The sequence below is a fragment of the Sulfurimonas sp. NW15 genome (genome assembly GCF_051132285.1).
Taxonomy (GTDB): domain Bacteria; phylum Campylobacterota; class Campylobacteria; order Campylobacterales; family Sulfurimonadaceae; genus Sulfurimonas; species Sulfurimonas hydrogeniphila.
In genome coordinates, this window is sequence record NZ_CP093237.1 from 229,155 (window position 1) to 254,369 (window position 25,215).

26 protein-coding genes are annotated in these 25,215 nt (G+C 37.4%); 20 read left to right on the forward strand and 6 right to left on the reverse strand.

Annotation, left to right across the window (positions count from 1 at the left end; all coding sequences use genetic code 11):
* Positions 1 to 152: 152 nt before the first annotated feature.
* A complete protein-coding gene (locus MLC52_RS01235) occupies positions 153 to 290 on the reverse strand; it encodes a transposase (RefSeq protein WP_434580899.1) in 138 nt (45 codons plus the stop codon).
* A 237-nt stretch (positions 291 to 527) separates the two neighbouring features.
* Between MLC52_RS01235 and MLC52_RS01240 the strand changes: the two genes are divergently transcribed.
* The 20 genes from MLC52_RS01240 (at position 528) to tkt (ending at position 17,985) form a co-directional block, all read left to right on the forward strand.
* On the forward strand, positions 528 to 803 hold the full coding sequence (locus tag MLC52_RS01240; protein ID WP_434580901.1) for a hypothetical protein: 276 nt from the start codon (positions 528 to 530) through the stop codon (positions 801 to 803).
* 161 nt (positions 804 to 964) lie between these two features.
* Positions 965 to 1,600, forward strand: a complete 636-nt coding sequence (locus MLC52_RS01245; RefSeq protein WP_434580903.1) for a sugar transferase — start codon at positions 965 to 967, stop codon at positions 1,598 to 1,600.
* The gene (locus MLC52_RS01250) at positions 1,597 to 2,811 is read left to right on the forward strand and encodes an O-antigen ligase family protein (protein WP_434580904.1); all 1,215 of its coding nucleotides are present in this window, start codon (positions 1,597 to 1,599) and stop codon (positions 2,809 to 2,811) included. The genes MLC52_RS01245 and MLC52_RS01250 overlap by 4 nt, the downstream gene beginning before the upstream one ends.
* Positions 2,812 to 2,881: 70 nt before the next feature.
* Complete coding sequence (locus tag MLC52_RS01255) at positions 2,882 to 6,040, forward strand: hypothetical protein (protein ID WP_434580905.1); 3,159 nt, start codon at positions 2,882 to 2,884, stop codon at positions 6,038 to 6,040.
* Between the two features lie 241 nt (positions 6,041 to 6,281).
* Positions 6,282 to 6,395 (forward strand): 50S ribosomal protein L36, encoded by a 114-nt coding sequence (gene rpmJ, locus MLC52_RS01260; protein WP_041675103.1) that lies wholly within the window; start codon positions 6,282 to 6,284, stop codon positions 6,393 to 6,395.
* A 2-nt stretch (positions 6,396 to 6,397) separates the two neighbouring features.
* On the forward strand, positions 6,398 to 6,760 hold the full coding sequence (rpsM, locus tag MLC52_RS01265; protein ID WP_151901223.1) for a 30S ribosomal protein S13: 363 nt from the start codon (positions 6,398 to 6,400) through the stop codon (positions 6,758 to 6,760).
* An 11-nt stretch (positions 6,761 to 6,771) separates the two neighbouring features.
* A complete protein-coding gene (rpsK, locus tag MLC52_RS01270; protein ID WP_151901222.1) occupies positions 6,772 to 7,164 on the forward strand; it encodes a 30S ribosomal protein S11 in 393 nt (130 codons plus the stop codon).
* A gap of 11 nt (positions 7,165 to 7,175) precedes the next feature.
* The gene (rpsD, locus tag MLC52_RS01275) at positions 7,176 to 7,802 is read left to right on the forward strand and encodes a 30S ribosomal protein S4 (RefSeq protein WP_151901221.1); all 627 of its coding nucleotides are present in this window, start codon (positions 7,176 to 7,178) and stop codon (positions 7,800 to 7,802) included.
* Positions 7,803 to 7,829: 27 nt separating this feature from the next.
* Positions 7,830 to 8,834, forward strand: a complete 1,005-nt coding sequence (locus tag MLC52_RS01280; RefSeq protein ID WP_151901220.1) for a DNA-directed RNA polymerase subunit alpha — start codon at positions 7,830 to 7,832, stop codon at positions 8,832 to 8,834.
* 11 nt (positions 8,835 to 8,845) lie between these two features.
* Positions 8,846 to 9,196: a 50S ribosomal protein L17 gene (rplQ, locus tag MLC52_RS01285; RefSeq protein ID WP_151901219.1), complete on the forward strand. Its 351-nt coding sequence runs from the start codon at positions 8,846 to 8,848 to the stop codon at positions 9,194 to 9,196.
* A 116-nt stretch (positions 9,197 to 9,312) separates the two neighbouring features.
* Positions 9,313 to 10,557: an aldo/keto reductase gene (locus MLC52_RS01290; RefSeq protein ID WP_434580908.1), complete on the forward strand. Its 1,245-nt coding sequence runs from the start codon at positions 9,313 to 9,315 to the stop codon at positions 10,555 to 10,557.
* 324 nt (positions 10,558 to 10,881) lie between these two features.
* Positions 10,882 to 11,157 carry a NifU family protein gene (locus MLC52_RS01295; protein ID WP_151901217.1) on the forward strand — a complete coding sequence of 92 codons (276 nt, stop codon included), beginning with the start codon at positions 10,882 to 10,884 and terminating at the stop codon, positions 11,155 to 11,157.
* 9 nt (positions 11,158 to 11,166) lie between these two features.
* Positions 11,167 to 11,760: a hypothetical protein gene (locus MLC52_RS01300; protein WP_151901216.1), complete on the forward strand. Its 594-nt coding sequence runs from the start codon at positions 11,167 to 11,169 to the stop codon at positions 11,758 to 11,760.
* Positions 11,750 to 13,045, forward strand: coding sequence for a UDP-N-acetylmuramoyl-L-alanyl-D-glutamate--2,6-diaminopimelate ligase (locus MLC52_RS01305; protein ID WP_434580910.1), 1,296 nt, complete (start codon positions 11,750 to 11,752; stop codon positions 13,043 to 13,045). The genes MLC52_RS01300 and MLC52_RS01305 overlap by 11 nt, the downstream gene beginning before the upstream one ends.
* A gap of 100 nt (positions 13,046 to 13,145) precedes the next feature.
* Positions 13,146 to 13,520 carry a (2Fe-2S) ferredoxin domain-containing protein gene (locus MLC52_RS01310; protein WP_151901214.1) on the forward strand — a complete coding sequence of 125 codons (375 nt, stop codon included), beginning with the start codon at positions 13,146 to 13,148 and terminating at the stop codon, positions 13,518 to 13,520.
* Between the two features lie 10 nt (positions 13,521 to 13,530).
* Positions 13,531 to 13,896, forward strand: a complete 366-nt coding sequence (gene panD / locus MLC52_RS01315) for an aspartate 1-decarboxylase (RefSeq protein ID WP_151901213.1) — start codon at positions 13,531 to 13,533, stop codon at positions 13,894 to 13,896.
* A gap of 21 nt (positions 13,897 to 13,917) precedes the next feature.
* Positions 13,918 to 14,211 (forward strand): YbaB/EbfC family nucleoid-associated protein, encoded by a 294-nt coding sequence (locus tag MLC52_RS01320; protein ID WP_346389203.1) that lies wholly within the window; start codon positions 13,918 to 13,920, stop codon positions 14,209 to 14,211.
* Entirely contained in the window at positions 14,212 to 15,192 is a 981-nt protein-coding gene (locus MLC52_RS01325) for a DUF7488 domain-containing protein (protein WP_434580912.1), read from the forward strand.
* 19 nt (positions 15,193 to 15,211) lie between these two features.
* A complete protein-coding gene (locus MLC52_RS01330; protein ID WP_151901211.1) occupies positions 15,212 to 16,060 on the forward strand; it encodes a polyprenyl synthetase family protein in 849 nt (282 codons plus the stop codon).
* Between the two features lie 2 nt (positions 16,061 to 16,062).
* A complete protein-coding gene (tkt, locus tag MLC52_RS01335; RefSeq protein WP_434580914.1) occupies positions 16,063 to 17,985 on the forward strand; it encodes a transketolase in 1,923 nt (640 codons plus the stop codon).
* A gap of 3 nt (positions 17,986 to 17,988) precedes the next feature.
* On the opposite strand, the gene MLC52_RS01340 is transcribed toward tkt, so the two are convergent.
* The 5 genes from MLC52_RS01340 to MLC52_RS01360 form a co-directional block, all read right to left on the reverse strand.
* A complete protein-coding gene (locus MLC52_RS01340) occupies positions 17,989 to 19,098 on the reverse strand; it encodes a GGDEF domain-containing protein (protein ID WP_434580916.1) in 1,110 nt (369 codons plus the stop codon).
* A 72-nt stretch (positions 19,099 to 19,170) separates the two neighbouring features.
* A complete protein-coding gene (locus tag MLC52_RS01345; protein WP_434580918.1) occupies positions 19,171 to 21,063 on the reverse strand; it encodes a putative bifunctional diguanylate cyclase/phosphodiesterase in 1,893 nt (630 codons plus the stop codon).
* On the reverse strand, positions 21,063 to 21,485 hold the full coding sequence (locus MLC52_RS01350; RefSeq protein ID WP_434580920.1) for a hypothetical protein: 423 nt from the start codon (positions 21,483 to 21,485) through the stop codon (positions 21,063 to 21,065). Before MLC52_RS01350 ends, MLC52_RS01345 begins: the two co-directional genes overlap by 1 nt.
* Before the next feature lies 1 nt (position 21,486).
* The gene (locus MLC52_RS01355) at positions 21,487 to 23,382 is read right to left on the reverse strand and encodes a TonB-dependent receptor plug domain-containing protein (protein ID WP_434580922.1); all 1,896 of its coding nucleotides are present in this window, start codon (positions 23,380 to 23,382) and stop codon (positions 21,487 to 21,489) included.
* Between the two features lie 97 nt (positions 23,383 to 23,479).
* Positions 23,480 to 25,027 carry a SagB family peptide dehydrogenase gene (locus tag MLC52_RS01360; RefSeq protein WP_434580924.1) on the reverse strand — a complete coding sequence of 516 codons (1,548 nt, stop codon included), beginning with the start codon at positions 25,025 to 25,027 and terminating at the stop codon, positions 23,480 to 23,482.
* Between the last annotated feature and the right edge of the window lie 188 nt (positions 25,028 to 25,215).

Consider the following 25,215-nt stretch of genomic DNA (forward strand, 5'->3'; position numbering starts at 1 on the left):
AATGTCACGCTCCTGCTTAAGGAGTTTGTTCTCGGCACGTAGGCGTTTATTCTCTTCCTCAGTTGTCTCTTTGATACTCTGATTAGTTGAAAATCCTCCTCTGGATTCTATGGGAATATTGTTGGCTTTCTTGTACCCTCAAGGGGCAGCTCCTACTCTCTTACCCAGTTATAAAGCGTTTTTTCGTTTACATCCAAATCTTTTGCAATCTTTGCTGTTGATTCGTTTGAATTCATGACCAACTGTACGCTTGAATCTCTAAATTCTCTTGTGTATTTACTGTTTTTCATCTTCTTCTTATCCTTATTCATAGTGATATTTTATCTCAGAATTGCTAAATGTTCTGAGTATGAATAAGTGTAGCCGTATCATTTTGGTTTAATCCAGCCTTTTGCAAAGCTGAAATATGGTATCGTTTCTCTAGGGTTAATTGTTTATATCTCATGCTACTTCTTATTTTTTGGTTGAAATAGATTAGCAGGTTATCAGTTAACCCTACCTTTCAACTTACTTTTAAAAAATTGCACTTGATATTAGAATTGGCGATTATTTTATCCTTGTTGACACTTACCAAAACACATTTGGAATACTTTAGAATGTTTATAACTTTGTATTTTGTTTTACTGTTTATAAGTTTACCTGTTTTTAAACGGTATGCGAAAAAAATTATTTTTCTTTTACCTGTGTGTAAACAAAAAATTCTTGTGCTTGGAAAAGAGAGTGAAGTGAAAATTTTTAAAAAAGAACTTCAAGAAAACTGGTATCTTGGACAAGTGTATTCTGAAAAAAATATGAAAAAGTAATAATAATATCACAGGGAATCGAAGAAGAAAAACTGCATGCACTAATCGATAAATATATTAGAATAACAAGTGAAATATTTGTGGTTCCATATTTAAAAGATATTAATTTTATGCATTCAAATATTTTAGAGTATTCTAATATTAGAAGGAATACTATTCAAGTGCAAAATAGACTTTTGTTAAAGCACAACATCATGATAAAAAACAGTGTTGATTATATACTGCTTTGTAGTGTACTTCCTGTTTTTTTTGCTATTCATATTATAATCGCTTTTGCAATCAAATTAGATGATGGAGGAACTGTTTTTTTTCGTCAGAAGCGTCTTGGCAAAGATAATAAAACTTTTCAGGTCTACAAGTACAGAACAATGCTGTTAAGCAGTGAAAAAGTTTTGGAAAAATATCTGAAGTCCCACCCTGAAGAAGTAAGATACTTTGAAAAATATCATAAATATATGAATGATCCTAGAATTACAAGAATAGGAAAATTTTTACGTATTTTTTCGCTTGATGAACTGCCGCAAATACTCAATATCCTTAAAGGAGAAATGAGTTGGGTCGGGCCGAGACCGTATATGTTGAATGAAGCAGAAAAATTAGGTAATAAAAAAGAGTTTATATTGCGTGTACGCCCTGGAATTACTGGATTATGGCAAGTGAGCGGAAGAAACAATCTTAGTTTTGCACAAAGAAATGAACTTGAAGTATGGTATATAAAAAATTGGTCATTATGGGCTGATTTTGTTATTTTAATAAAAACAGTAAAAGTAGTTCTTGGCAAAATAGGTGCAAAATGATTCAATTTCAATCAAAAGATATTAACAAGTATTTAAATTTCCTAATAATAGCATATGCATTTAGTTTTCCTATCTCTAAAGCTGCTGTTAATATTGTGGAACTTCTCATGGTTCTTCTTTGGATATATCAAGGAAAATGGAAGATAAAATATGAACTTCTTAAGTCAAACAAAGTTATGATTTTTTTAGGGGCTTTTATACTACTTATGATTTTTTCCATACCTTTAGCCTCTAATACGACATTTGCAGTTAAATACATTTTCAAATATCATCATTTTTTAACGATTCCAATTATTTATACAGTACTGGAAAAACGTTATATCAAATATGTTTTTTTAGCTTTTATTGTAAGTATGCTTATTAGCGAGTTAATGTCTTACGGTATTTATTTTAACCTGTTTACTTATGGAAATGCAACGCATGAAATGCCAACACCATTTATGGATCATATAGCATACAGTGTGCTCCTTGCTTTCACAAGTACAATACTTTTAACAAATTTTTTTTCTGCTAAAAGCTTAAAATACAGATTTTTCGATGCTTTGTTTTTTATTACTATAGTGACAAATCTATTTATAAACGGAGGAAGGACAGGACAAGTTGTTTTTGCTGTTTTAATGTTTGTTCTTTCTTTTATATATATTCGGCACAAACTTAAAGCATTGTTTTTTGCAACTACAATCGTTTTTGTTACATTTTTACTGGCATACAGCTTTTCTGATAATTTTGTATCAAGAGTGCATCAATTTAAAAATGGTATTGAAAAAATTGTGGAAGAAAATGATTACAGAGATCAGGGAGGTATGAGGGCTGCTATGTGGATTATCGGAATTAATGTGTTCATAGATAATCCTATAACAGGTACAGGTATTGGCAATGTCATGAAAGAAGCAAATGAGTATGCTGAAAAATATGACTTGAAAACAAGAGATATGAACGTATTTGCAGATTATGATAATGTTTTTATCAATATTCCGGCACAATTGGGCATTATTGGATTAGTTTTATTGTTACTGATATTTTATTCTCTTTTAAGACTTTCTTTTGAAACACGGCAATACTTTGCACTAAATATTATATTTGTTATTAGTTTTATTCTCTTTTCAATAATGCACAATACTATGCATCTTATGAATTCTATGGTTTATTTCGCTCTATTTACCGGACTTTTTAGCGGAATATCAAGAATAGAAACACAGAAAATAGTATAAAATTTGTTATATGATGTTTAATTTCTTTTTAAGTTGAAAATAATATAATTTAACCTAAAAAAGGATATTTATGAAAAAAACAATGTTGGCGGCAACAGTGATATCTCTTTTGCTTACAGGTTGTGGCAGTGGCAGCGGCAGCGGTAGTTCAGAGTTAAATACAAATTACTTAAGTGATTCAGAGATTGAAGGGGTACATTTCACTTGTGGTTCTGATGAAGGATACACCTCTTCGGATGGTGCTTTTACTTTTGACCCTGCAAAATGTTCTACTGTAGAGTTTAATTTAGGCGGAATTACACTTGGTTCTGTTGATATTAACAGCACGCAAAGCGGAGATACATTATACCCTGCCAATCTTTTGAATTTTGATATTACAGATACAAATAATTCTAAAATAGCCCGTTTGGTACAGTTGTTCCAATCATTGGATAATGATGCCAATCCTTATAACGGAATTTATATTGATAAAGCAACAGAACAAGCGTTAAACGGCATTACACTGGATATGACAGGAAATGTAAGCGAAGCTGATCTAAATGCAACATTGCAGGCAATTGGTAAAAGTCTGATTAGACAAAATGATGCAATTGCGCACTATGAAGAAACATTACGAAATGATTTAAACAGTACTGTTTCTACAGTTCCGCCGGCTACTCCCATCTTAATGGCTGATAGTATTTATTCGGATACTTTAAGTTTATTGGGAATGCCAGGCGCTCAAATCAATGTTGATGCAAATTATACAGGTGTGGATATTAATGTAACAAATGAGGGAAATATTAGTCTTGCAAATTATGATTGGAATAATCCAAACCTGCATGCGTCTATCACTTTGGTAGATGATTTAAACAGAACAAGCGAACCATTTGTATATCGTCCTGATAATCAAACATTAGATGCACGTGATGTGCAAATGGCAAAAGAGTTATTTGAACAAGCAGTTAATAAAAGAACATTTCAATACCATCCAAAATATGATATTACAGGAAACAGTTTTTCTTTAACCTTTAGCCAACCACAAGAAGCGCCTGCAACCGAAAATCAATCTTATCCGGTAGATGTAAATATATCTAAAGGCAGTGCACACACAACTGTTACTTATACTGAAACCATTCCGTTTAGTCAAGATTTACGTGATGAAGAAGAGGTACAAAATATTAAAAATGCTTTAATAGCAAGCGGTGATTACAGAAGTTCTTTAAACTATAACCAAAAATGGTCGACAGGAGATTCTTACACTATCACGTATAGCGAACCTAAAAGAAATCCAACTGCAATAGACCAGCGCTATGGTGTAACGGTGACAATAACAAAAGGTAATGCAACGGATTATATTACTTATAGTGAGTTTGTGCCTACAAATAATGTTTCAGTTGATCTTAACAACGGAACACAGGCTCTGCTGACACAAGATTATCAAAATGCTTATGATGTTTTAGATACTGCATCCTGGCAAGAAGGTAAAGTATTTTATAGAATCGGCGATGAAAACAGTTTTATTGGAACAGCAATGGCAGTAGACCCATCTTTAATTGGTGCAAATGTGGCATCTTCAGAAGATTTATTAAATCAACTGCTGAGTAACAGTTCTAATTTAAATGCAATAAATGTCAATCACAACAGTGACGGATCATTGATTGCAAGATATGAAATTACAGGAAATCAGACGCAGAGTTTGTATGATATTTTGAATGATTTACTTTCCGGGATTAACTATTCTGTTGATAATTTGGATTTAACGCAATTTCCGGTTGTAAGTGACGTTATTGTAGATTTTTATATAGAGTATAATACTGCCAGCAACGCATATGTTTTAGCAACAGTAGTCGATCAAAATTTATCAGCCGACAATGAAATTTACAAAGTAGTCAATAAGGATTCAATTGTAACAAGTAGTGAAAAAATTGTTAATGAAAAACAGCAGTTTACAATGCCAACAGTAATCAAAAAAGGAGATTTCCTACTTATTATTGATGATTCTGGCAGCATGGGCAGTTCTCAGTCTAGTGCCATTGATGCCGTTCAAAGAACTTTTGCTACGGCAACAGCAAAATATGGACTGGATTGGAAAGCAACTGTAGTCGGAACTGAAAACGGACGTGATTATTCTAGCTATACACAATCGCCGGTTGAAAATAATATTACACAGCTTACCGATGAAATGTCAATGTTAGGTACGAATGGTGGAGATGAAAGAGGTATGAAGATAGCATACAACTACTTGAGTAATGGTGATATTGTTACAAGAACTAATTCAAGTATGTCTGTCATTTATCTTTCAGATGAGCCTGAACATGCTACATATAATGAAATTGGTTTACAAGACGGAGAAAGTCTTTCTAATTCTTATTTTGTGCTTAATGATATAAAATATAATGTTATTCTTCCTGAAAGTTTACAGATTAAAGGAAATTTATCTTATGACATGAGTTTGGCAACAGGCGGAGATATTGCAAATCTGTATAATTATCAAAGTGGTTATGACAGAATGATGCAATTGGCTGTCCGCTATGCAGTTGCCAAAAGTTCACCAATAAAACTCCAGTATCCGGCAATTGCCTCATCAATAAATGTTACTGTAGACGGGCAACTGGTAAATGACTGGGAATATGATTCATCAGAACAGGCTATAGTATTTGACGCAACACATATGCCGGCAACAGGTTCCAATGTTGAGGTAACATATTCTCATTTGGATTATGATGCAATAGTTCAAAATGCTCAAGAAGAATTTAATGCCTTGGATGACAGTCAAAAAAGAAATTATACCAATAAAGATGTAGACATTACATTTGATCCGGCACAACCACGTGCAGCGCTTAGCGATAGAGATCAGACATATCCTGTTACAGTGACTTTTAGTACTCATGGTTATACTCGAACTGCGTCATTTACAGAAACAGTTGCAAAGGCTGATTTTAATATTATTTCAAATGCAGACTGGAAGAAAAACGGTACAACCTTTACATCAAATAATCATACGAATTCATCAACAAGTCAATTGGAAGTTCAAATTCTAAAAGATACGGTTATTGATTACAGTGTAAGCAGTGAAGCTGGATATGACTATTTGACAATAGACAGCAACGGTACAAGAGTGGTTAGTGAATCTGGCGAAAACAACGGCAGTATAAATGTATCCAATGGGGATACTTTATTAATTAAATACACTAAAGATGGTGGTGTATCATCAGGTAGTGATGAGGCGATAATCACTATATATTGATTTTAGCTAAAAAGATGCATAGCTTGGAGGAAATGACATTATTTAGTCATGCCTCCAATGCACTTAATAATACTTTTACATTTATTTCGATATAATTCCCATCCACTTTACTGTTTTAACAAAGCAAAGAGTATTTCTATCTATATGAATACATGTAGATAAAAGTATTGGCAAGCAACGTTATTACAAGTGTTATGCGCTTGCCTAAAGGCAGTAAAGATGTTACCACAGGAGACTTTCAATGAAAGTACGTGCTTCAGTAAAGAAGATGTGTGATGACTGTAAAGTTATCAAAAGAAGAGGTATTGTAAGAGTAATCTGCAAGAACCCTAAACATAAACAGAGACAAGGATAATCATGGCTCGTATTGCTGGTGTTGATTTACCTAAGAAAAAAAGAATAGAGTATGCATTAACATACGTCTATGGAATTGGTCTTCATACTGCCCGTCAAATATTAGACGCGACAGGAATTGACTACAATAAAAGAGTTTTCGAATTAAACGAAGAAGATGTAGCAGCTATAACAAAAGAGATCCGTGAAAACCATATGGTTGAGGGTGATTTGCGTAAAAAAGTTGCTATGGATATTAAAGCACTTATGGATTTAGGTTCATACAGAGGGCTTCGTCACCGTCGTGGTCTTCCATGCCGTGGTCAAAAAACTAAGACAAATGCGCGTACTCGTAAGGGTAAACGTAAAACTGTCGGCGCAGCGTAAGGAATTATAGTATGGCAAAAAGAAAAGCTGTTAGAAAAAAAGTAATAAAAAAGAATATATCACGTGGTATCATTCATATTGCGGCATCATTTAATAATACTCTTGTGACTATTACAGATGAAATGGGTAATATGATTGCTTGGAGTTCTGCCGGTTCTTTAGGATTTAAAGGTTCTAAAAAATCAACTCCGTTTGCTGCACAGGCTGCTGTTGAAGATGCAGTTGCAAAAGCACAGGTACATGGTATAAAAGAGCTTGGTATTAAAGTTCAAGGTCCCGGTTCTGGTCGTGAAACTGCAGTAAAAGCTGTCGGAGCTATCGAAGGAATCCGTGTTACATTTATGAAAGATGTTACACCATTACCACACAACGGTTGTCGCGCGCCTAAGCGTCGTAGAGTTTAAGGAGATTACTGATGGCAAGATATAGAGGTCCAGTAGAAAAAATCGAGAGAAGATTCGGAGTAAGCCTTAACCTAAAAGGTGAGCGTCGTTTGGCAGGAAAATCTGCTTTAGAGAAGCGTCCTTACGGTCCAGGCCAACATGGTCAGCGTCGTAAAAAAGTTTCTGAGTATGGTTTACAGCTTAATGAAAAGCAAAAAGCGAAATTTATGTATGGTATTTCTGAAAAGCAATTCCGTGCTTTATTCGTTGAAGCTAAGCGTCGTGATGGAAATACAGGTACAAACCTTATTACATTAATCGAGCAGAGATTAGACAATGTTGTGTACAGAATGGGATTCGCATCTACTCGTAGATTTGCACGTCAACTTGTAACACACGGTCATATTTTGGTAGATGGCAAAAAACTTGATATTCCTTCTTACCGTGTTAAACCGGGACAAAAGATTGAAGTAAAAGAAGCGAGCAAAAAGAACAATCAGATTGTTCGTGCTATTGAGCTTACAAACCAAACTGGTCTTGCTCCTTGGGTAGACATTGATGCTGAAAAAGTGTATGGTATCTTTACTCGTCTTCCGGAGCGTGAAGAAGTTGTTATTCCAGTTGAAGAACGTTTAATCGTTGAACTTTACTCGAAATAATAATTTAATACAAAAGGCGTAAAAGATATGAAAAAAATTAAAACTACTCCACTTGCTCCACAAGAGTTTGAGGTAGAACAAATAAGTGACAATGAAGCAAACATTATGGCATACCCTTTTGAAGTAGGGTACGCTATATCTTTGGCTCATCCACTTCGCCGTTTTTTATTAAGCAGTTCGGTTGGTTATGCACCAATCGCAATTAAAATCGAAGGTGCCAAACATGAGTTTGACTCGGTTCGCGGTATGCTTGAAGATATTTCAGATTTTATTTTAAATTTGAAAGAGATACGCTTTAAACTGAACAATGATGCAACAGAAGCTGAGATTAACTACAGCTTTGCGGGACCGTGTACCATTAAAGGCGGCGATCTCAGCAATGATGAAGTAGAGGTGGTAACACCGGATGCTCCGCTTGCAACTTTAAATGAAGATTCTACACTGAATTTTACGCTTAAAATTGCACAGGGTATCGGCTATGTTGCGAGTGAAGATACTGCTGCGGAAGTTGATGATGATGAATATATCGCATTGGATGCATATTTTACTCCGGTAAGAAGTGCTACATATAAAATTGACAATGTACTGGTGGAAGATAACCCTAACTTTGAAAGAGTTATTATGAATATCAGAACTGATGGACAAATTTCACCAATCGATGCATTTAGAAACTCTTTGGAAGTAATGTATGCACAGTTGGCTGTATTTAATTCAGAAATCAGTATTAAAGCGCCTGCTACCATTGAAAGAGTTGAAGAGTCACCTGATTTGAAAAAACTAACAACAAACATTGACAGTTTAGGATTAAGTGCGCGTAGCTTTAATTGTCTTGATCGCTCAAACATTAAACTTATTGGTGAGATTGTACTTATGAGTACAAACGATTTGAAAAATGTGAAAAATCTTGGAAAAAAATCTTACGATGAAATCGTAGAAAAAGTTCAAGAGTTTGGTTTTGAAGTTGGTGCTGATTTAGCTGATGATGTAGTTACTGCACTAAAAAAGAAAATAGAAGCCGTACAGGCACAATAGAGGAATGAGATATGAGACACCGTCATGGATATCGTAAGCTAGGTCGTACAAGTGCACACCGTAAAGCACTTTTAGCGAACCTTAGTATTTCGTTAATAGAACATGGTAAAATAGAAACAACTGCTGTAAAAGCAAAAGAGCTGCGCTCTTATATTGAGAAACTTATCACAACTGCTGGTAAAAATGACTCAAATGCACACAGAGCAGTATTTGCTGCGCTTCAAAACAAAGAAGCAACGAAAACTTTAGTAAATGAACTCGCACCGAAGTATGTTGATCGTACAGGTGGATATACTAGAATAGTGAGAACTCGTATTCGTCGTGGTGATGCTACACCAATGGCATTTATCGAATTAGTATAGTTACTATATTTACAATACCAGACCCTGTGTCTGTTATTGTAACTTCTTTTTAAACTTTCCCCATTAGACAGAGAGAATTTACGAATTCTAAAATACTTTACAATACAGGACGCATTATGAGTACTTTCGCATTCGGAACTTACAGAGTCACAGATGAGAATCCTTTGCATATAGAAGCATTGAAAGAGGCTGTATACGCCGGGATAGAACTGATTGACACCTCTACAAATTATACAGACGGCGGTGCCGAAAGAGCAATCGGCAAAGTGCTGCGCAGTGTTCCTGATGAAATCAGAGATAAAATTAAAATTGTAAGCAAATACGGATATATCCAGGGTTCAAATTTGCTCACACACAAAGAAATGCCTTTTGAAGATGTTGTAGAGTTCAGTGAACACTGTTACCACTCAATTGCAAAATCGTTTCTAAAAAAACAGCTTGATGCTTCACTCCAAAGACTGCAAATGAGTAAACTTGATTGTTATTTAATTCACAATCCTGAGTATTTTTTGCTTGATGCTCTCAATAAGGGCAAAAACAGAGATGAAGTTTTGGATGAAATGTACCAAAGAATCTATGAAGCATTTGTGGGCTTGGAAGAAGAGGTCAAAGAGGGACGTATCAGCTCCTATGGTATCAGTTCCAACAGCTTTGCAAAGGCAGAGGACGATTTGGAGTTTTTGCCCTATGAAAGTTTACTGACACTTGCCCAAAATGCCGCAGATGAAGTGGGAAACAGACAACACAGTTTTACCACAGTGCAACTGCCAATAAACAAAGTTGAAAAAGAAGGTCTCAAATGTGCGGCCTGGGCGAAAAAAAATGGGTTGAGAGTCCTTGCCAACCGTCCGTTAAATGCACAGAAGAACAAACTGATGCACAGACTGGCCGATTATGATGAAAGCAGGGAATACTATACCTATCTGAATGAATTGCTTCAGGCCTGTGACAATGATTTACTCAAACCGTTGTATAATTTGATTGAACAAATGGATGAAAATAAGCACAGGTTCGGATGGATTGGTGAGTATGACACTTTTTTGCATTCACAGATTATTCCTCACATAAGAGAAGCATTGAAGAATTTAGAACCGGATTCTTTGGATGAATTACTCAGATTTGTAGATCTTTTTTTACAAGAGTACAGAACAATGGTTGCATACGAGTGTTCAAAACGTGTGAGAAGTGAACTTAAAGAAGAATTTCAGGGGTGTCATAAAAAAACCCAGGTGTGTGCTTTGGAATTTTTATATAAACAGGATGTAATTGATTATATACTCGTCGGTATGCGAAAGCCCTCTTACGTACAAGAGGTTATGGCTTTAAAAGATGAGTTAAATAATAATTTTATGACTTGTTAAGCGATTTTGTCATATTTTATGATAATAGAAGAGTTATATTGCCATCCCAAAGCAAACTTAAGCATACCAGTAACTCATCAAGAGGTAAGATGTGAAGTAGCTATTCTGAAGGCTCTACTAGTAGAGTTGAGGAATAGATGCTTTGCAGGTTGCCTCTTTATGTGTTATCCAAAGGACGATTAAAAGAACATACACTTGACTTCGTTACAAATCCTTGAAGCTACTAGTAGCTCCTGCGAATTTGTGCCTCGCAATTGCATATTCTTTTAATCGCTGGTATGCTTAAGTTTGCTTTGGGATGGCAATAATATAAAAAGGATAAGTATGATTCCATTTACAGATGAAGAATTATTGGAACCGGTTCGGCGTGTTATAGACAAGGTGCGCCCCTCTTTGGCGCTTGACGGGGGAGACATAGATTTTATTACCGTGAAAAACGGAAGTGTCTATGTACAGCTAAAAGGTGCATGCATAGGGTGTGCGAGCAGTGGAAGTACATTAAAGTACGGTGTCGAGAGACAGTTGAGAATGGATATCCATCCTGAAATAACTGTTGTCAATGTCCCGATGGGCATGGAAAACGATATAGATAATTTATAAAAGAAGCATATGGGAACAATAAGTAAATATAAAATATTATCACAGGCAAAAGAGAATTTTTCGCGGGCGGAATATAAAAATGCCTTAGATAAATTTGCACAGGTTTTGCAAAATGATCCGGATTCAAAAGAGGCTTTTAACGGAGTTATCCTTTCGGAAATGGCTATGAGCGGAGAAGAGGGTGCCGAAGCACTGTTTGATTATTATGAAATATTAAGAGAAGAAGACAAAGAAGAAGCTGATGCTATTATGAGTGAAATACTTGAAAGCATGGACGGTACCTTGGAAAAACTCAGTGAAGTATTTGCCGAACCTTTGCGTAACAGATTGGAGTTTGAAGAGGGGATTCTCTACAGTGATTTTCAAAAAATTTTGGATGAAGGCGGAGATTTTGTAGAAACTTTTGAAAATATTATGTTTTCTACCCGAGTAATTATAACAAACAAAGAAGATTTTTTAGATTTTTTAGACAAACTGATTGAACATGATTTTGCACAAATGGCATTAACCTATCTTGAAAATGCTCTGAGTGTATATCCCGGTGACAAACTCTTGCGAAAACTGTTGAAAAAACTGGCACAGGGCAAAAATATTGAAAATTGAACTGCCAAATCAAGCGTATAAATATATCACTGAAAACTCAAAAGAGTGTGATGCCGAGACGGCGTTCGTTCTGACGCACCAAAACAGCGGCTACATAGAAGACGCAAAGAGGAATAATGCCCACTCTATTGTCAAAATCGAAGACATTGCAGAGTTCTTTGGTGTTGACCAGATTAAAATAATCGGTATTACCGGTACAAACGGCAAAACTACAACGGCAAGTGCAATCTATTCATTTTTACTCGATCTTGGCTACAAGGCTGCAATGCAGGGAACCCGCGGGTTGTTTATGAATGATGAGGCATGTGAGGGAAAAACGCTTACCACCCCATCCGTACTCAATACCTACAGGCATATTTACCAGGCAGTGAGAGCAGGATGTGAGTATTTTGTAATGGAAGTCAGTTCCCATGCAATCGTGCAAAAACGTATTGAAGGCCTCAGTTTTGCGCTGAAAATTTTGACAAATATCACTCAGGATCATCTGGACTATCATAAAACTTTAGAAGAATATATACATGTAAAAAACAGTTTTTTTCAGGATGAGAGCAAAAAACTTATAAACAAAGATGAATCCAAGGCTGCATTTAATTTTAAAAATGCCTACACATACGGTATAGAAAATCCTGCAACATACAGACTTATGGCATATTCTCTCAATGACGGTTCAAGTGGTATTATCCAGCATTTTCAAGAGATTGTCCCTTTTACCGCTTCACTTCACGGTTTTTTTAATCTGTATAATTTGATGGCTGCCATATCGGCAACGCATCTCATAACAGACAAAAGTCTTGAAGAGATTGCAGATGTGGTGGATAATTTTGCAGGGGTGAGCGGAAGAATGGAACAGGTCTGTGCTGCTCCGAATGTCATAGTGGATTTTGCACACACACCTGACGGCATGGCTCAGGTACTCAATGCTTTGAAAGAAAAAGAACTGATTGTCGTTTTTGGAGCAGGCGGTGACAGAGACAGAAAAAAACGACCGCTTATGGGCAGGGTAGCGGCAAGTCTTGCCAAAAAGGTCATTGTTACGAGTGACAATCCGCGTTATGAAGATCCGCAGACAATTGTAGAGGATATTTTAGAAGGCATACAGGAAAAATCAAATATTATGGTTGAGCTTAACAGAAAAAAAGCAATACAGATGGCACTTGCGTTGCAAGGAGAAGATGACGTTGTTGTTATTCTCGGAAAAGGCGATGAAACAGACCAAATTATTTATGATGAAAAATTTCCTTTTGATGACAGAGAAGTTGTAAAAGAACTTTTGAATTTAGAGTGAAAATAGTAGAAAATAGCTTAAAAATCTAAACTTATTTCACTTTATTAGAAAACAGATGCAAATTTTCGATATAATTGCGAAAAAATTAAGGATTATTTCAATGGGAATTCCACAACCGGCATTTTATATCTTCAAGTGTGAGCAGTCTGCTCCTCCGGGTATGCCAAAACCATCATGTGTTACACCAGAGACGCAGGACCTGTTTCAATACACGGCCCAAAAACTGATGAAAGAAGGGATTATGATGACAGCACCAATCGTGCGCACTTCATGTCTTAACCGTTGTTCGGCAGGTCCTGTTATGTTAGTAGAGCCGGGACATACTATGTATGTAGGCCTAAACAAGGAAAAAATTGACCGTATTATAGAAGAACATATAATCGGCGGAAAAGTTGTTGAAGAATATGTAATTGATTCTGAAATGTGGGATGAGCCTATATCTCCTGCTGATGCAAAAAAACAGATGGGAATGTAGGAAAACAGTCATGTTAATGGAAATGTTGTACAGCAAAATACACCGTGCCACTGTAACTGATGCTAATTTGAACTATGTTGGTTCGATTACCATAGATGAAGAACTTTTAGAAGCTGCCAAGATGAGAGTCGGACAAAAGGTAGAAATCCTTAATATTAACAATGGTGAGCGATTTTCTACCTATATCATTCTAGGCGAAAGAGGAAAACGTGACATTTGCTTAAATGGTGCAGCAGCAAGAAAAGTACACAAAGGCGACAAGGTTATCATTGTAGCCTACGGTACTTATGACGAAAAAGAACTTGAAAGCTACAAACCAAAAGTTGTTATTTTGGATGATGACAATAACATCGACGCTATTCACGATGAGATTTAATGATGAATGTGAGATGTCATAGTGTTTGGTAATCTTGGCGATATGGGCAAACTCCTTGAAGGAATGCAGGAAAATGCTGCAAAACTTCAAGAAGAGCTGGCAAACAAAACTTTTAGTGTCAAAAGCGGTGGAGGGATGATTGAACTCACCCTCAACGGCAACGGCGAAGTCATTGATCTTAATATTGATGAAGAGCTCTTAAGCGACAAAGACTCCCTGCAAATTTTACTTATAGGCGCCATCAATGATGCAAATAAAATGGTACAACAAAATCAACAAAACAGTGCTTTGAGTATGTTTGGCGGGCTCAAATAGGTGCTTCGCCTGTTTCTCATACTGCATTTATTCTTTTTCAATGTTTATGCCTGTAAAGGGGGGTATGATTTTTGTGTCAAAAAAGCAAAAGATGCAAAAATCATACATGACAGGGCACTTTTTATTCCTGTCGAAAAAAATCACCGTATTGTCTTTTCCCGACAAAAACCCCAATCAAAAATTTTAAAACATGACCCCTTTTTGTCTCTGTATCTTATCGAAGAGAAAACCTCTTTTGCCTATCCGTATGATCTGAATATGCGTTTACAGCTTGGAACTGCTATAGTCAATGCCAGGGAAGCCAAAGAAGGAAGTATGCTGGTACATCAGGTAGGACTCGACTTTTTTGGAAAATACAGTCAAAAACTTTCTTTGCCGGCTATCATCAGCAGCAGCTGCTGCTCTTTGGAAGCTGTTGTCAGTAAAAAAGGGGTGATAGAAAAAGAGTATCTGCAGTATTTTCTCAAAACAAAAAAGGTCCGTTATGCTGACATCGGTGTTCGTGTAAATGATGCAAACAGGTCAGTAGTCGTCATTGCAAGTGATCCCTATATGCCGGACAATCCTTTTAAAAAAGGTGACTGTATCCTGTATTACGACAACAAAAAAGTGAAAAATGCCGCATCATTTATGAAAAAAGTTCTTTTTGGCTCTTTGGGAGTTAAACACACGGTGCAGATAAAGCGTGGAGGAAAGTTGCTGACTTTTGAAGTGCAGAGCAGGCAAAGATACGGCGGTGGTTTTTTGAGTGATACCTTCTTGGAACAAAAAGGGATCTATTTTGATGAGGGTTTACATGTAAGCCGGTTAAAAAAAGCCTTTAAAAACTATGGACTCAAGAGTGGAGACAGACTCATACAGGTGAACGGCATCACTGTAAAGAACCAGGAAGAACTGCGAAAATATATAGAAAACTTTAAAGACTGCTCTTCTTTGTTATTTGAACGCAATAACTTTCAGTTTTTTGTAAAGATTAAGTAGAAAAACAATACAATTTCACATGCAAAACTTCGAACAATTTTTATTAGACAACTTACCGACATCACAAAGTATTCATCCTACATATGAACGTGCTTTGCAAGATATGCTCAAAGCAGGCGGAAAAAGATTTCGTCCTGCATTGCTGCTGGGTGTTGTCAAAGCGTACAACCCTCTCATGCTTGAATCTGCAAACCATGCAGCCCTGGCTATAGAATTTTTACATACTTATTCGCTTATTCATGATGATCTGCCGGCTATGGATAATTCTCCACTGCGCCGCGGACATCCGACCTTACATGTAAGCTTCGATGAAGTAACGGCAATATTGGCGGGGGATGCTTTAAACACCTATGCCTTCGAGTTTTTGTCCAATGCTCCTTTTTCTGATGAAATACGGGTAAAACTGATTCGTGAGCTTGCAAGCAACGGAGGACTGGGCGGCATGGTGCTGGGACAGGCTATAGACTGTTATTTTGAAAACAAGCCTTTGAAGATAGAAGAGATTAAGATCTTGCATACCAACAAAACAGCAAAACTCATTGCCGCCTCTTTGAAAATGGGCGCGATTATTGTCGGGCGTGATGATATGGCAGAAAAGTTGTATGATTTTGGGATTAAACTCGGATTGCTGTTTCAAATTCAGGATGATATTTTGGATGTCACACAAAGTTCAGACGAAGCAGGAAAGCTGACAAACAATGATGAAGAGAAAAACAGTTTCGTAACGATACTTGGACTGCAAACGGCAGTAAGAGAGGCAGATGCTTTGGCAGATGAGCTCAACAGTGAAATGTGTAATTTTGATGAGAGCTTGTCAGGCGAGTTGTCACCTTTATTAACAAAATACATAAACAGGCACAAGGAATAAAAATGAATGAAAATGCAATGCGTCAAAAGATGGCGAATACGATAAGATTTTTAGCAGCAGATATGGTACAAAAGGCAAATTCGGGTCATCCGGGCGCACCAATGGGACTGGCCGATATTGCAGTGGTTTTGAGTGAACATCTCAAGCATAACCCTAAAAATCCTTCATGGCTGAACCGTGACAGACTTGTCTTTTCAGGCGGGCATGCAACAGGGCTTATCTACTCCCTCTATTATCTTTGGGGATATGGCTTGACGCTTGATGATTTAAAGCAGTTTCGTCAGCTTGATTCAAAAACACCGGGACATCCTGAATACGGACACACTGAAGGCATAGAAATCACAACCGGTCCGCTGGGGCAGGGAATCGCCAATGCGGTAGGTTTTTCTATGGCATCAAAATATGTCGGTGCACAGGTGAATTCGGATACAGCGAAACTGATTGATCACACTGTCTACTGTCTGTGCGGAGACGGTGACCTGGAAGAGGGTATCTCTTATGAGGCATGCTCTCTTGCGGGACACAACAAACTGGACAATCTTATTCTTATTTATGACTCAAACCGTATTACCATCGAGGGCAATACTGACTTAAGTATCAGTGAAGATATCCGAGCACGTTTTGAATCGCAGTGCTGGGAAGTACTTGAGTGTAACGGGCATGACTATGATGAGATAGACGCAACAATTGCTCAGGCAAAAAAAGCAGACAGACCGGTCCTTATCATTGCAAATACTATTATAGCCAAGGGAGCAGGTCCTCTTGAAGGTTCTCATCATGCTCACGGGGCACCGCTTGGTGAAGATGTGATTGCAGATGCCAAAAGAGGTGCAGGATTTGATCCGGAGAAGAAATTCTTTGTGCCTGAGGATGTGATGGTACGTTTTCGATGTGCCGTTGAAGCGGGTGATCTGGCAGAACGCGAGTGGATACATTCGCTTAAAACTGCTCCTTTAATGGAACAGAATGAAGCACTTGAGGCACTCCTGAATCATGACTTTTCAAGAATACAATGGCCGGTTTTTGAAAAAGCCGATGCAACAAGAAATACAAATGGAAAAATTCTCAATGCCATAGCCAAAGCGATTCCCGGTTTTATCGGCGGTTCGGCGGATTTAAGTCCTTCAAACAAAACATATTTGAATGATATGGGTGTTTTTCCAAAAGGAAAAAATATCTATTTTGGGATTCGCGAGCATGCGATGGCGGCTATTGCCAATGCAATGGCATTGTATGGTCCGCTCATGCCGTTTACTTCAACGTTCTTTGTATTTTCGGACTACCTCAAGCCTGCTGCAAGGATTGCGGCACTGACAGGCATTCAGCAGTTCTTTGTATGGACGCATGACAGTATCGGTGTTGGAGAAGACGGCCCGACACATGAACCGATCGAGCATCTTTCACAGTTCCGTGCCCTGCCGAACTTTTATGTGTGGCGTCCGGCTGACGGTGCTGAAAATGTTGCAGCATGGAAAACAGCACTGACAATGAAAAAATCTCCGTCTGCTTTTGTATGTTCCCGCCAGGGTCTCGCTATTGTCCCTGCTCCGGTAAAAGGGGAAATAAGCCGCGGAGGGTATCTGCTGGCAAGTGATGAAAATGCTTCGCTGACGCTTATTGCTTCAGGAAGCGAAGTGGAACTGGCACTCAAAACAAAAGAGGCACTGAATGAAAAAGGTCTTTTTGCCAATGTTGTTTCTGTTCCGTGCTATGATTTGTTTATAGAACAGGATCAGGACTATATCGATGAAATTATTCTTCCGGATACAAAAAAAGTAGCCATTGAAGCGGCGCGCGGACTGGAATGGTACCGTTTGGCGGATGAAGTCATCGGCATGGATACTTTTGGCGCATCAGCACCGGCAAAAGAACTGTTTGAGAAATTTGGTTTTACAGTAGATGCCATACTGGAAAAAATCAAATAGACTTTACGAATCCTGACTGACCAGGCTTCTGTTGCGGCCGCTGTATTTGGCGGCATACAGAGCCTTGTCGGCATATTTATAGAGTAAATCAATATTTTTTTCACCATCAAGATGCTCAAGGGTAGCGATTCCTATACTTACAGTCAAAAAATCTGATATTTTAGAGGCTTTGTGCTCTATTTTCAGATTTTCTATAATTGCAGTGAGTTGAGATACCCACTGATGTGTTTTTTCTTTTTCGTTTGAAAGAATGATACCCGCAAACTCTTCCCCTCCGAGCCTGAAAACAAAATCATCGCCTCTTTGTATGTGTTCTCGGAGTACATTTGCTACCTGTATGAGCGTTTCATCACCTTTTATATGCCCGTAATAATCATTATAGTATTTAAAATAATCAATATCCAAAATAAAAAAAGTGATATAAAGATCCTGGCGTTTTGCCAAAAAAGAGAGTTTGTTGATCATATTGTCATAATATCTTCTGTTGTACAAACCGGTGAGCTGATCGGTAACAGACTGCTGATGCAGCTCTTCGCTTCTTTGGCGCTCTTTGGCTCTTGCAAGCTGTAAGTCCTGTTGTGCCGCATCCAAAAGGGCTTCATAAATATACATACAAAGCGTGAGAATTGTAGAAGCAAGGACCAGTCGTACCCAGTCTGTAAAGTGCCACTCTCCTCCATTCCATACATTGATGTAATGGTAGGAAAGAGCAAAAAGAAAGGTATAAAACAGGAGTGAAAAATACAACCCGGCTTTTTTGCCGTTACTGATAATGGCAAAAACAGGAACAAAAATAGTCCAGATTAAAGAGAAATGAGAGGCCTGTGAAATATATGCAAAAACAAGAAAAAAGACAACAACATTGAAAGTCACTATACGGACAGACAGAAGAATATTGCCCGTTTTTTGCATATAAATATAAGAGAGTATGCTGACTACGGCAGAGACGGAGTCTATAATCGCTGCCCAGTACTGCCCAATGAAAAGGTTGATACAGGCAAAAAGTGAAAAGAGAACAATAGTGGCAATCAAGGCAAATTTTATAACAACAGAACGTCTGTTGCAAAAATCACTCTCTTTTTCCAGGATAAAAAAATCTAATATTTTATTCATGTAATAATTATATCACAATCATCACATCTTTTTTATATCGGGGGAGAAAAAATTTTAATTTGAACTGAAAATTTATAAAATACTGATTGTCGCTTCGGGCTTGCCCAGATAATATCCCTGCGCATAATCAATATTCATATCTTCAAGGGTTTTTAAAACACTTTGCGAATGGACAAATTCAGCCACAGTTTCAATGTTGAGTGCGTTTGTCAGAGTGAGAATAGACTCTGTAATTGATTTAGAGATGTTTGATGTATCTATATTTTTGATAATAGAGGCATCTATTTTGACAATGTCTATCGGCAGTGACTGAAACAGTGTATAGTTGGCAAATCCGCTTCCAAAATCATCTATAGCTATTTTTACACCGCAGGCTTTAATTCTTTGCAGGTTTTTTATAAATATTTCACTTGAATTATCGAGTGGTTCATACTCCAGTAACTCTATAATAAGCCAGTGGGCATATTCTTTGTTTTGTTCCAATTCATTGAGAATCAGTGAAAATATATTTTTGTCAATAATATCCGAAAAGTTTAGATTGATACTTATAGAAACTCTGTTTTCTTTGATTTTTTCAAAAACAATGCCTAAGATAGTTTTTGTCAGTAAATTGTATATGTTCGTATGCATGACAACCGGCAAAAATTCCATCGGGGGAGTAATACTGCCGTCTCTGTTTTGAATTCTCACAAGTGCTTCGTATTTATGAATTTTTCTGCTTTTTATATGGAAAATAGGTTGATAATAGCAAACAACTCTTCCCTCTTCTATTGCTTCTTGTACCTCATACACCGGAAGGAGTTTCTGTTTTCCTGCTTCTTTTTGCCTATTTACAGCATCTAATACAACTTGGTTGCGCCCGTCTCTTTTGGCGACATAGAGCATTTCGTCTGCATGTTTGATAGCATCACTTACCGTTTTAAATGTTTGCGGTCTACATGTAACGCCTATGGAAACAGTGATGCGAAGATCCTGGTTGTTATAATGAAAATTTGTAGCAGCAATATTTTCTCTGATTCTCTTTGCAACCTTGCATTCAGAAGCCAGACCTCTGCTTTTCTTGATAAATATGATAAATTCTTCACCGCCGAAACGGATGAGCCTGTCTTCATCGCGGATTGTATTTTTTATAATTTTGGAGACTTCCTGAAGTATTTTATCCCCTGTCTGGTGCCCGTATGTATCATTGACCTGCTTAAAGTGATCTATATCCACCATCAGTATTTTATAGTTTTCTATCTGTACATTGTTTAAAAATTCCCGTAAATAGTTTCTGTTGTATGCTCCGGTAAGCGGATCTGTAAGATTTTCTTTTTTTGTTTTATAAGTAAAATAGAGTTGCAGCAGTATGACAATAAACATGAGAAAAATAGCGGCAAAAATTGAAAAAAGGATTGTCTTCAGCGGTAACAGTGCTTCATGTATCTGTTTTTCTATATTGTTTGAAAAATCTATGGCAATTATCGCTTGCGTTTTTCCGTGTATTACAACAGGATAAAGATAGGTAACCCAAAGAGTTTCCACTTGTTTGTGATAAAAAACATGACTGCGGGCATTTTTCCAGACCTGATCCCATATCTCTTTGTTTACATGCAGTTTCTCTCCAAATTCGCCTTTGTCCTTTTTGCTGCCGTCGAGGAGATATCTGTAGGTTCCCGATTCATCTCTGTAGAGCACAAAAACATATTTGTAAGTATCTGTTGCAATCAGGCTTATTTCCCGTTCCAACTCTTCTCTGAGATACTCTCCCTCAAAAAGTGCATCAAAAAAATTTTCATCTTGCGGCAGCTGCTGTGTTATCTCACGGGATATGTTTTTTGCAAATTCGTTTGCCTGCTGTATAAAGAGTCTGTTGACATTTGCAGATAATTTTTGTGTCGTATGCTGCAGCGAAAAATAGAGATATCCGATACCAACAGCGATTAAAATAAAAATAAAAAAATATATTTTTGCTAAATTTTTCATCAATAGTCCTCAATATATTCAGACATTGATTTTGGAAGCGTTATATGATATTTTTCCAAATTCCGTTTTATAAAAATAATGTTCGGACGCCCTTTTTGCCAATAAAAACCACCGATAAGACTCTTTTTGTATTTTTTGAATGTTTTATAGTTTGTGGCAAATTTCAAACCATTCAGGTTGCTGGCATTTTCACCTGTACCTAACAGTAATATATCTGCCTGCGCAGGTGCTGTGACCAGTTGTATATCTCTTGTTTTTGTAAAAATTCTGTTTGTTGTCTGTGAGTCACTCCATACATGTATAACATTTTTGCCCGGAAAAAGCGCCTGAAAAATTGTCTGATATATCTTCAATTCATATTCAATTTGCGAAGCTGATAAAAGTTCTGTTAAAAACAGGAAAAGCAAAAGGTATTTTTTCATATTAGAAAGTATACTCCATATTCAGAAAAAATTTCTGGTCAGTCACAGGAATCGCGTAGGATACCCCTCTGTATGGCAAAGCAAAGCCGCGGTTTAATATGTTTTCACCCCGGAGGCCTACAGAAAAATCGTTTGAGTAGTTGTATTTTACAGCAGAGGTAAAGTCAAGACTGGCTTTTGTATATATATTGTAAAGTGTATAAGAACTCCGATAAATCAGTTCATTGTAAAAATCAAATTTTTTGTACCTGTTGTAAGCACGGATTGTTGTTTCAAAAGCAGGTGAAAAGTTTGTATCTTTACTGTTTCGCCCAAAGTCAATATTGCATACAATTTTATTGTCAAGATCAAACTTATATCTGTAACCCATTTCCAGGAGCTCTTTGTATATGTCCTCCTTGCTGTTTACCCAGCCATATACCGTGCTCGGATCATAAACAAGTGTATCTTTGAGCGTGGCATGAACAAATTCCAGGGAGAATTTATGCTTTTTGGAGTGATCCTGATAATAGACTCCTGTTGTAAAGAGATCCATTTTTGGCGCATTAAGTTGAGGATTTGCCCTGTATGGAATATTTTGGGGATTGTAGAGTTGATAAAAAGCAAGGGGAATGTATGTTTTACTGTATGAAAATTTAAATCGGGCCCTTCCTGCGGCTTTGACAAAACCGATTTTTGCAAGGTATTCATTCTGCGATTTTACATCTTTTTGATAACGAAAAAAATCTCCTTTCACAGAAGCCAAAATATGCGTGGTATCGTTGACGGCATAGGTGTCTTCTGCATAGAGAGAAACCAGATTCAGGCTGTTTGAAAGTTGGTTTTGGTGTCTGTATATCAAAGCGGTGTCATAATAGTCGCCTTTGGCCGTAAAAGCTTTATATTTGTAAAAAGATCCTATAAAAAGAGTATTGGCATCGTTTTGAAACTTTTTTTCCAAAATGACAGAAAAGATGTCATCATTAAATTTTATATTGTAGCTATTGATGAGAGGGGCATTGGCAATACGTATGCCGTTTTCATCATTGTATTGTCTGTTGTATTCAAGGTTGTCGTAGGAGATTTGCAGTTTGAGTCTCTTGGGAAATTTTTTTGTAAGATGTATGTATAACTGTTGGGCATCAAGTCCTCCTCCCTCGGGTGTTTTGTGTGTTCCTATCCCTATAAAACTGTCATTTTTTTTATAATATTTTCCAAATTCCAGTTTATAATCTTTATAGCCGAGAGAGCCGTAAAGATTGTACCCTTTTTTATCACTTTTAAAATCATATGTTTTGTTGTTATAGGTGTTATGATACGTTTTTCTGCGTATATTGTCACTGTTGGCATAAGCAAAATAGCTTATACCGTTTTTTGTGATGTCTGTTGTATAGATGTTGGCATCATAACCTCCTCGCGAATCGCCTATCATCCTTACTTTTGAACCGTTGTCACGCGCCGCATCTTTTGTGTAGAGTTTGACAATGATTGAAGCATTTTCATTTCCAAACTCCATGGAAGAGGTTGCTTTGTAAATTTCTATGTGGTCAATATACTCTATAGACATCTCGCCCCAGATTAAAAACCCGCTTCCAAAAGAGCTGGATGTCATATCATGGTCATTGATGTAAATTCTTGAAAAAGTGACAGGTGTACTCTGGGCAGAGGCCGTTGTAAAAAGTGTCAGGTTGTTTGCCCCTCTCTTGAGATAGAGACCCGGTACTGTTTTTAAAACATCCAGAAGGTTATGTGCCTGCATTCTTTCAAGGTCTTCTCTTGTATATATCTCAAGAAATCCCGAGGTGTCTCTTTTTGTTACTTTTGAGAGATCAGACTCTTTTTTGTAGGCATCAAGCAGAGAATGGAGCTCCTGGGAAAAAAGTGCTGTACAAAAACCTATCACAAATAAAAATTTCATTTTCCCGCTCTCCTCATCGTTTTACCGTTTACCATAAAAAAAAGCAATTATAGGGAAGATCCACTTAAAACATATTAAAACAAAATACAGTCGGATTTTAATACGCCGGTGTCGTCTCTATTCTGGAGTCAACATAACCGCGGCCTACCGTAAAATGGTAGAGACTCTGGTAGAGATTGTTTTTGAGTCCCAATACATTAACATTCATCAGATCATCCAAAAAGCAGCCGATGCCTGTGCCGGAGAGTCCGAGTGATGTGGCTTCAAGATAGAGCTGCTGTCCTATCATTCCGCACTCCCAGTAGAGTTCTTTGTATCTGTGGGCATTAAAGGCAAGCAGTTCTTCGGAGTATCTGCATATCATCCCCAGAGAGAAAGCCCCGTCACTGGCTATATCCTGGTTGCAGCTTATGATTTTGGAAGCTTTGGTAAAATCAGCTGTTTCCAATAGATAGAGGTTTTCAAAGTCTGTTTTTTCCCAAAGAAATGTATCATGAAACTCTTTTTTGAAATGTTCTAAATCTTTTTGGTTTCTTACATGTAAGTAGAGTCCCTGGGCATACTCTTCTACCCGGTGAACAAATATTGCCAGGTGGGCGGCATTGGCTTTGCCGTCAAGTGAGCAGTCTACCGACTTTAGAAGTGTATGAAACTGTTTTTTGGAAATTTTGGATTTTTCTTTATCCATTACATGGACACTTCTTCTGCCCAGTACAACCTCTTTTGACTCACGGCTCGGCTCTCTTGCAACCTTGCATCTGTCTGTCTGTACCTGTGGAATCTGCATCACTGAAGTTGCTTTTTCAACTTCATCTATAATCTTCCACTCATATACTGAAGGGCTGAGCTTGTTTGCTGTGCCTTCATATTTGTTTACAAGCGCGTCTGTCAGCGGTGCAACATCCAGGCCTGGGGAAATCTCTTCTTTGGAAACAATCAAAAGCATATCAGGCTTTTCCTCTTCAAAAAATCTGTTTTTTTGGTCAAGCCCGATGATTTTCGCTATTTGCGCATCACTGACACTCTCAACTCTTGTAATCTTCCAGCCAAGCATTTTTGCAGATACTGCAAGTGCCTGCCAGGCATGTCCCGCATCGAGTTGGACATAACGAAAGGCACGCTCTCCGTACTTCCATGCTTCACGCCAGGCAATGCTTGAAAGTGCAACGACAAAACTCTCTTTGGGGAGGGTGTCAAAAAAATCACTCTCAAACTCAGTCAGAATTTCCAAAGAATGGTTTTTTGGCGCATAATGGGCTACGGTGCTTTTTGTATTTTCCGATATCGGAGGCAAGACAAGATAGGCCTCTGTGGGATGCAGGTTTCCGCTTGAGGCATTACACCGTACAGCCCAGGAACTGCCGCCGGAACTTTTCCATGCGGCAATGCCCATAGAAAACTGCAAGAGTTGAGACAGGGACTCTAACATCAGTGGTGCAGAGGGTACTTCCTCATCCAAAAGAGAATAGGGCGGTGTGGGATTGTCAAAACTCAATGCAAGTGCTATGCTCTTTGTCCCCTGATACATACGAAAAGGATCAGGCTGTGTCGCCCAGTCCATATAGCCTAAAGATTTTGCATATCTTTTTTGGGAGTGTTTGGTTGTTTCATGGTAGTGAAACAGTGTCTGGAGTTCTTTATTCATGCCCGGAGTGTAATATTTTTTGCTTAAAAGTTTCCAGCGTTTTAAAAATTAATTTTTTTAAGTAGCTTTTTTTAATCTGAAAACAAAATAAAACTGAGTGTTCCTTGCCAATAATATTATTTAGTTACAAAATTACACATATAATACATAATTTTCTTCTTATTACTTTTTTTAATAAAATAAAATAA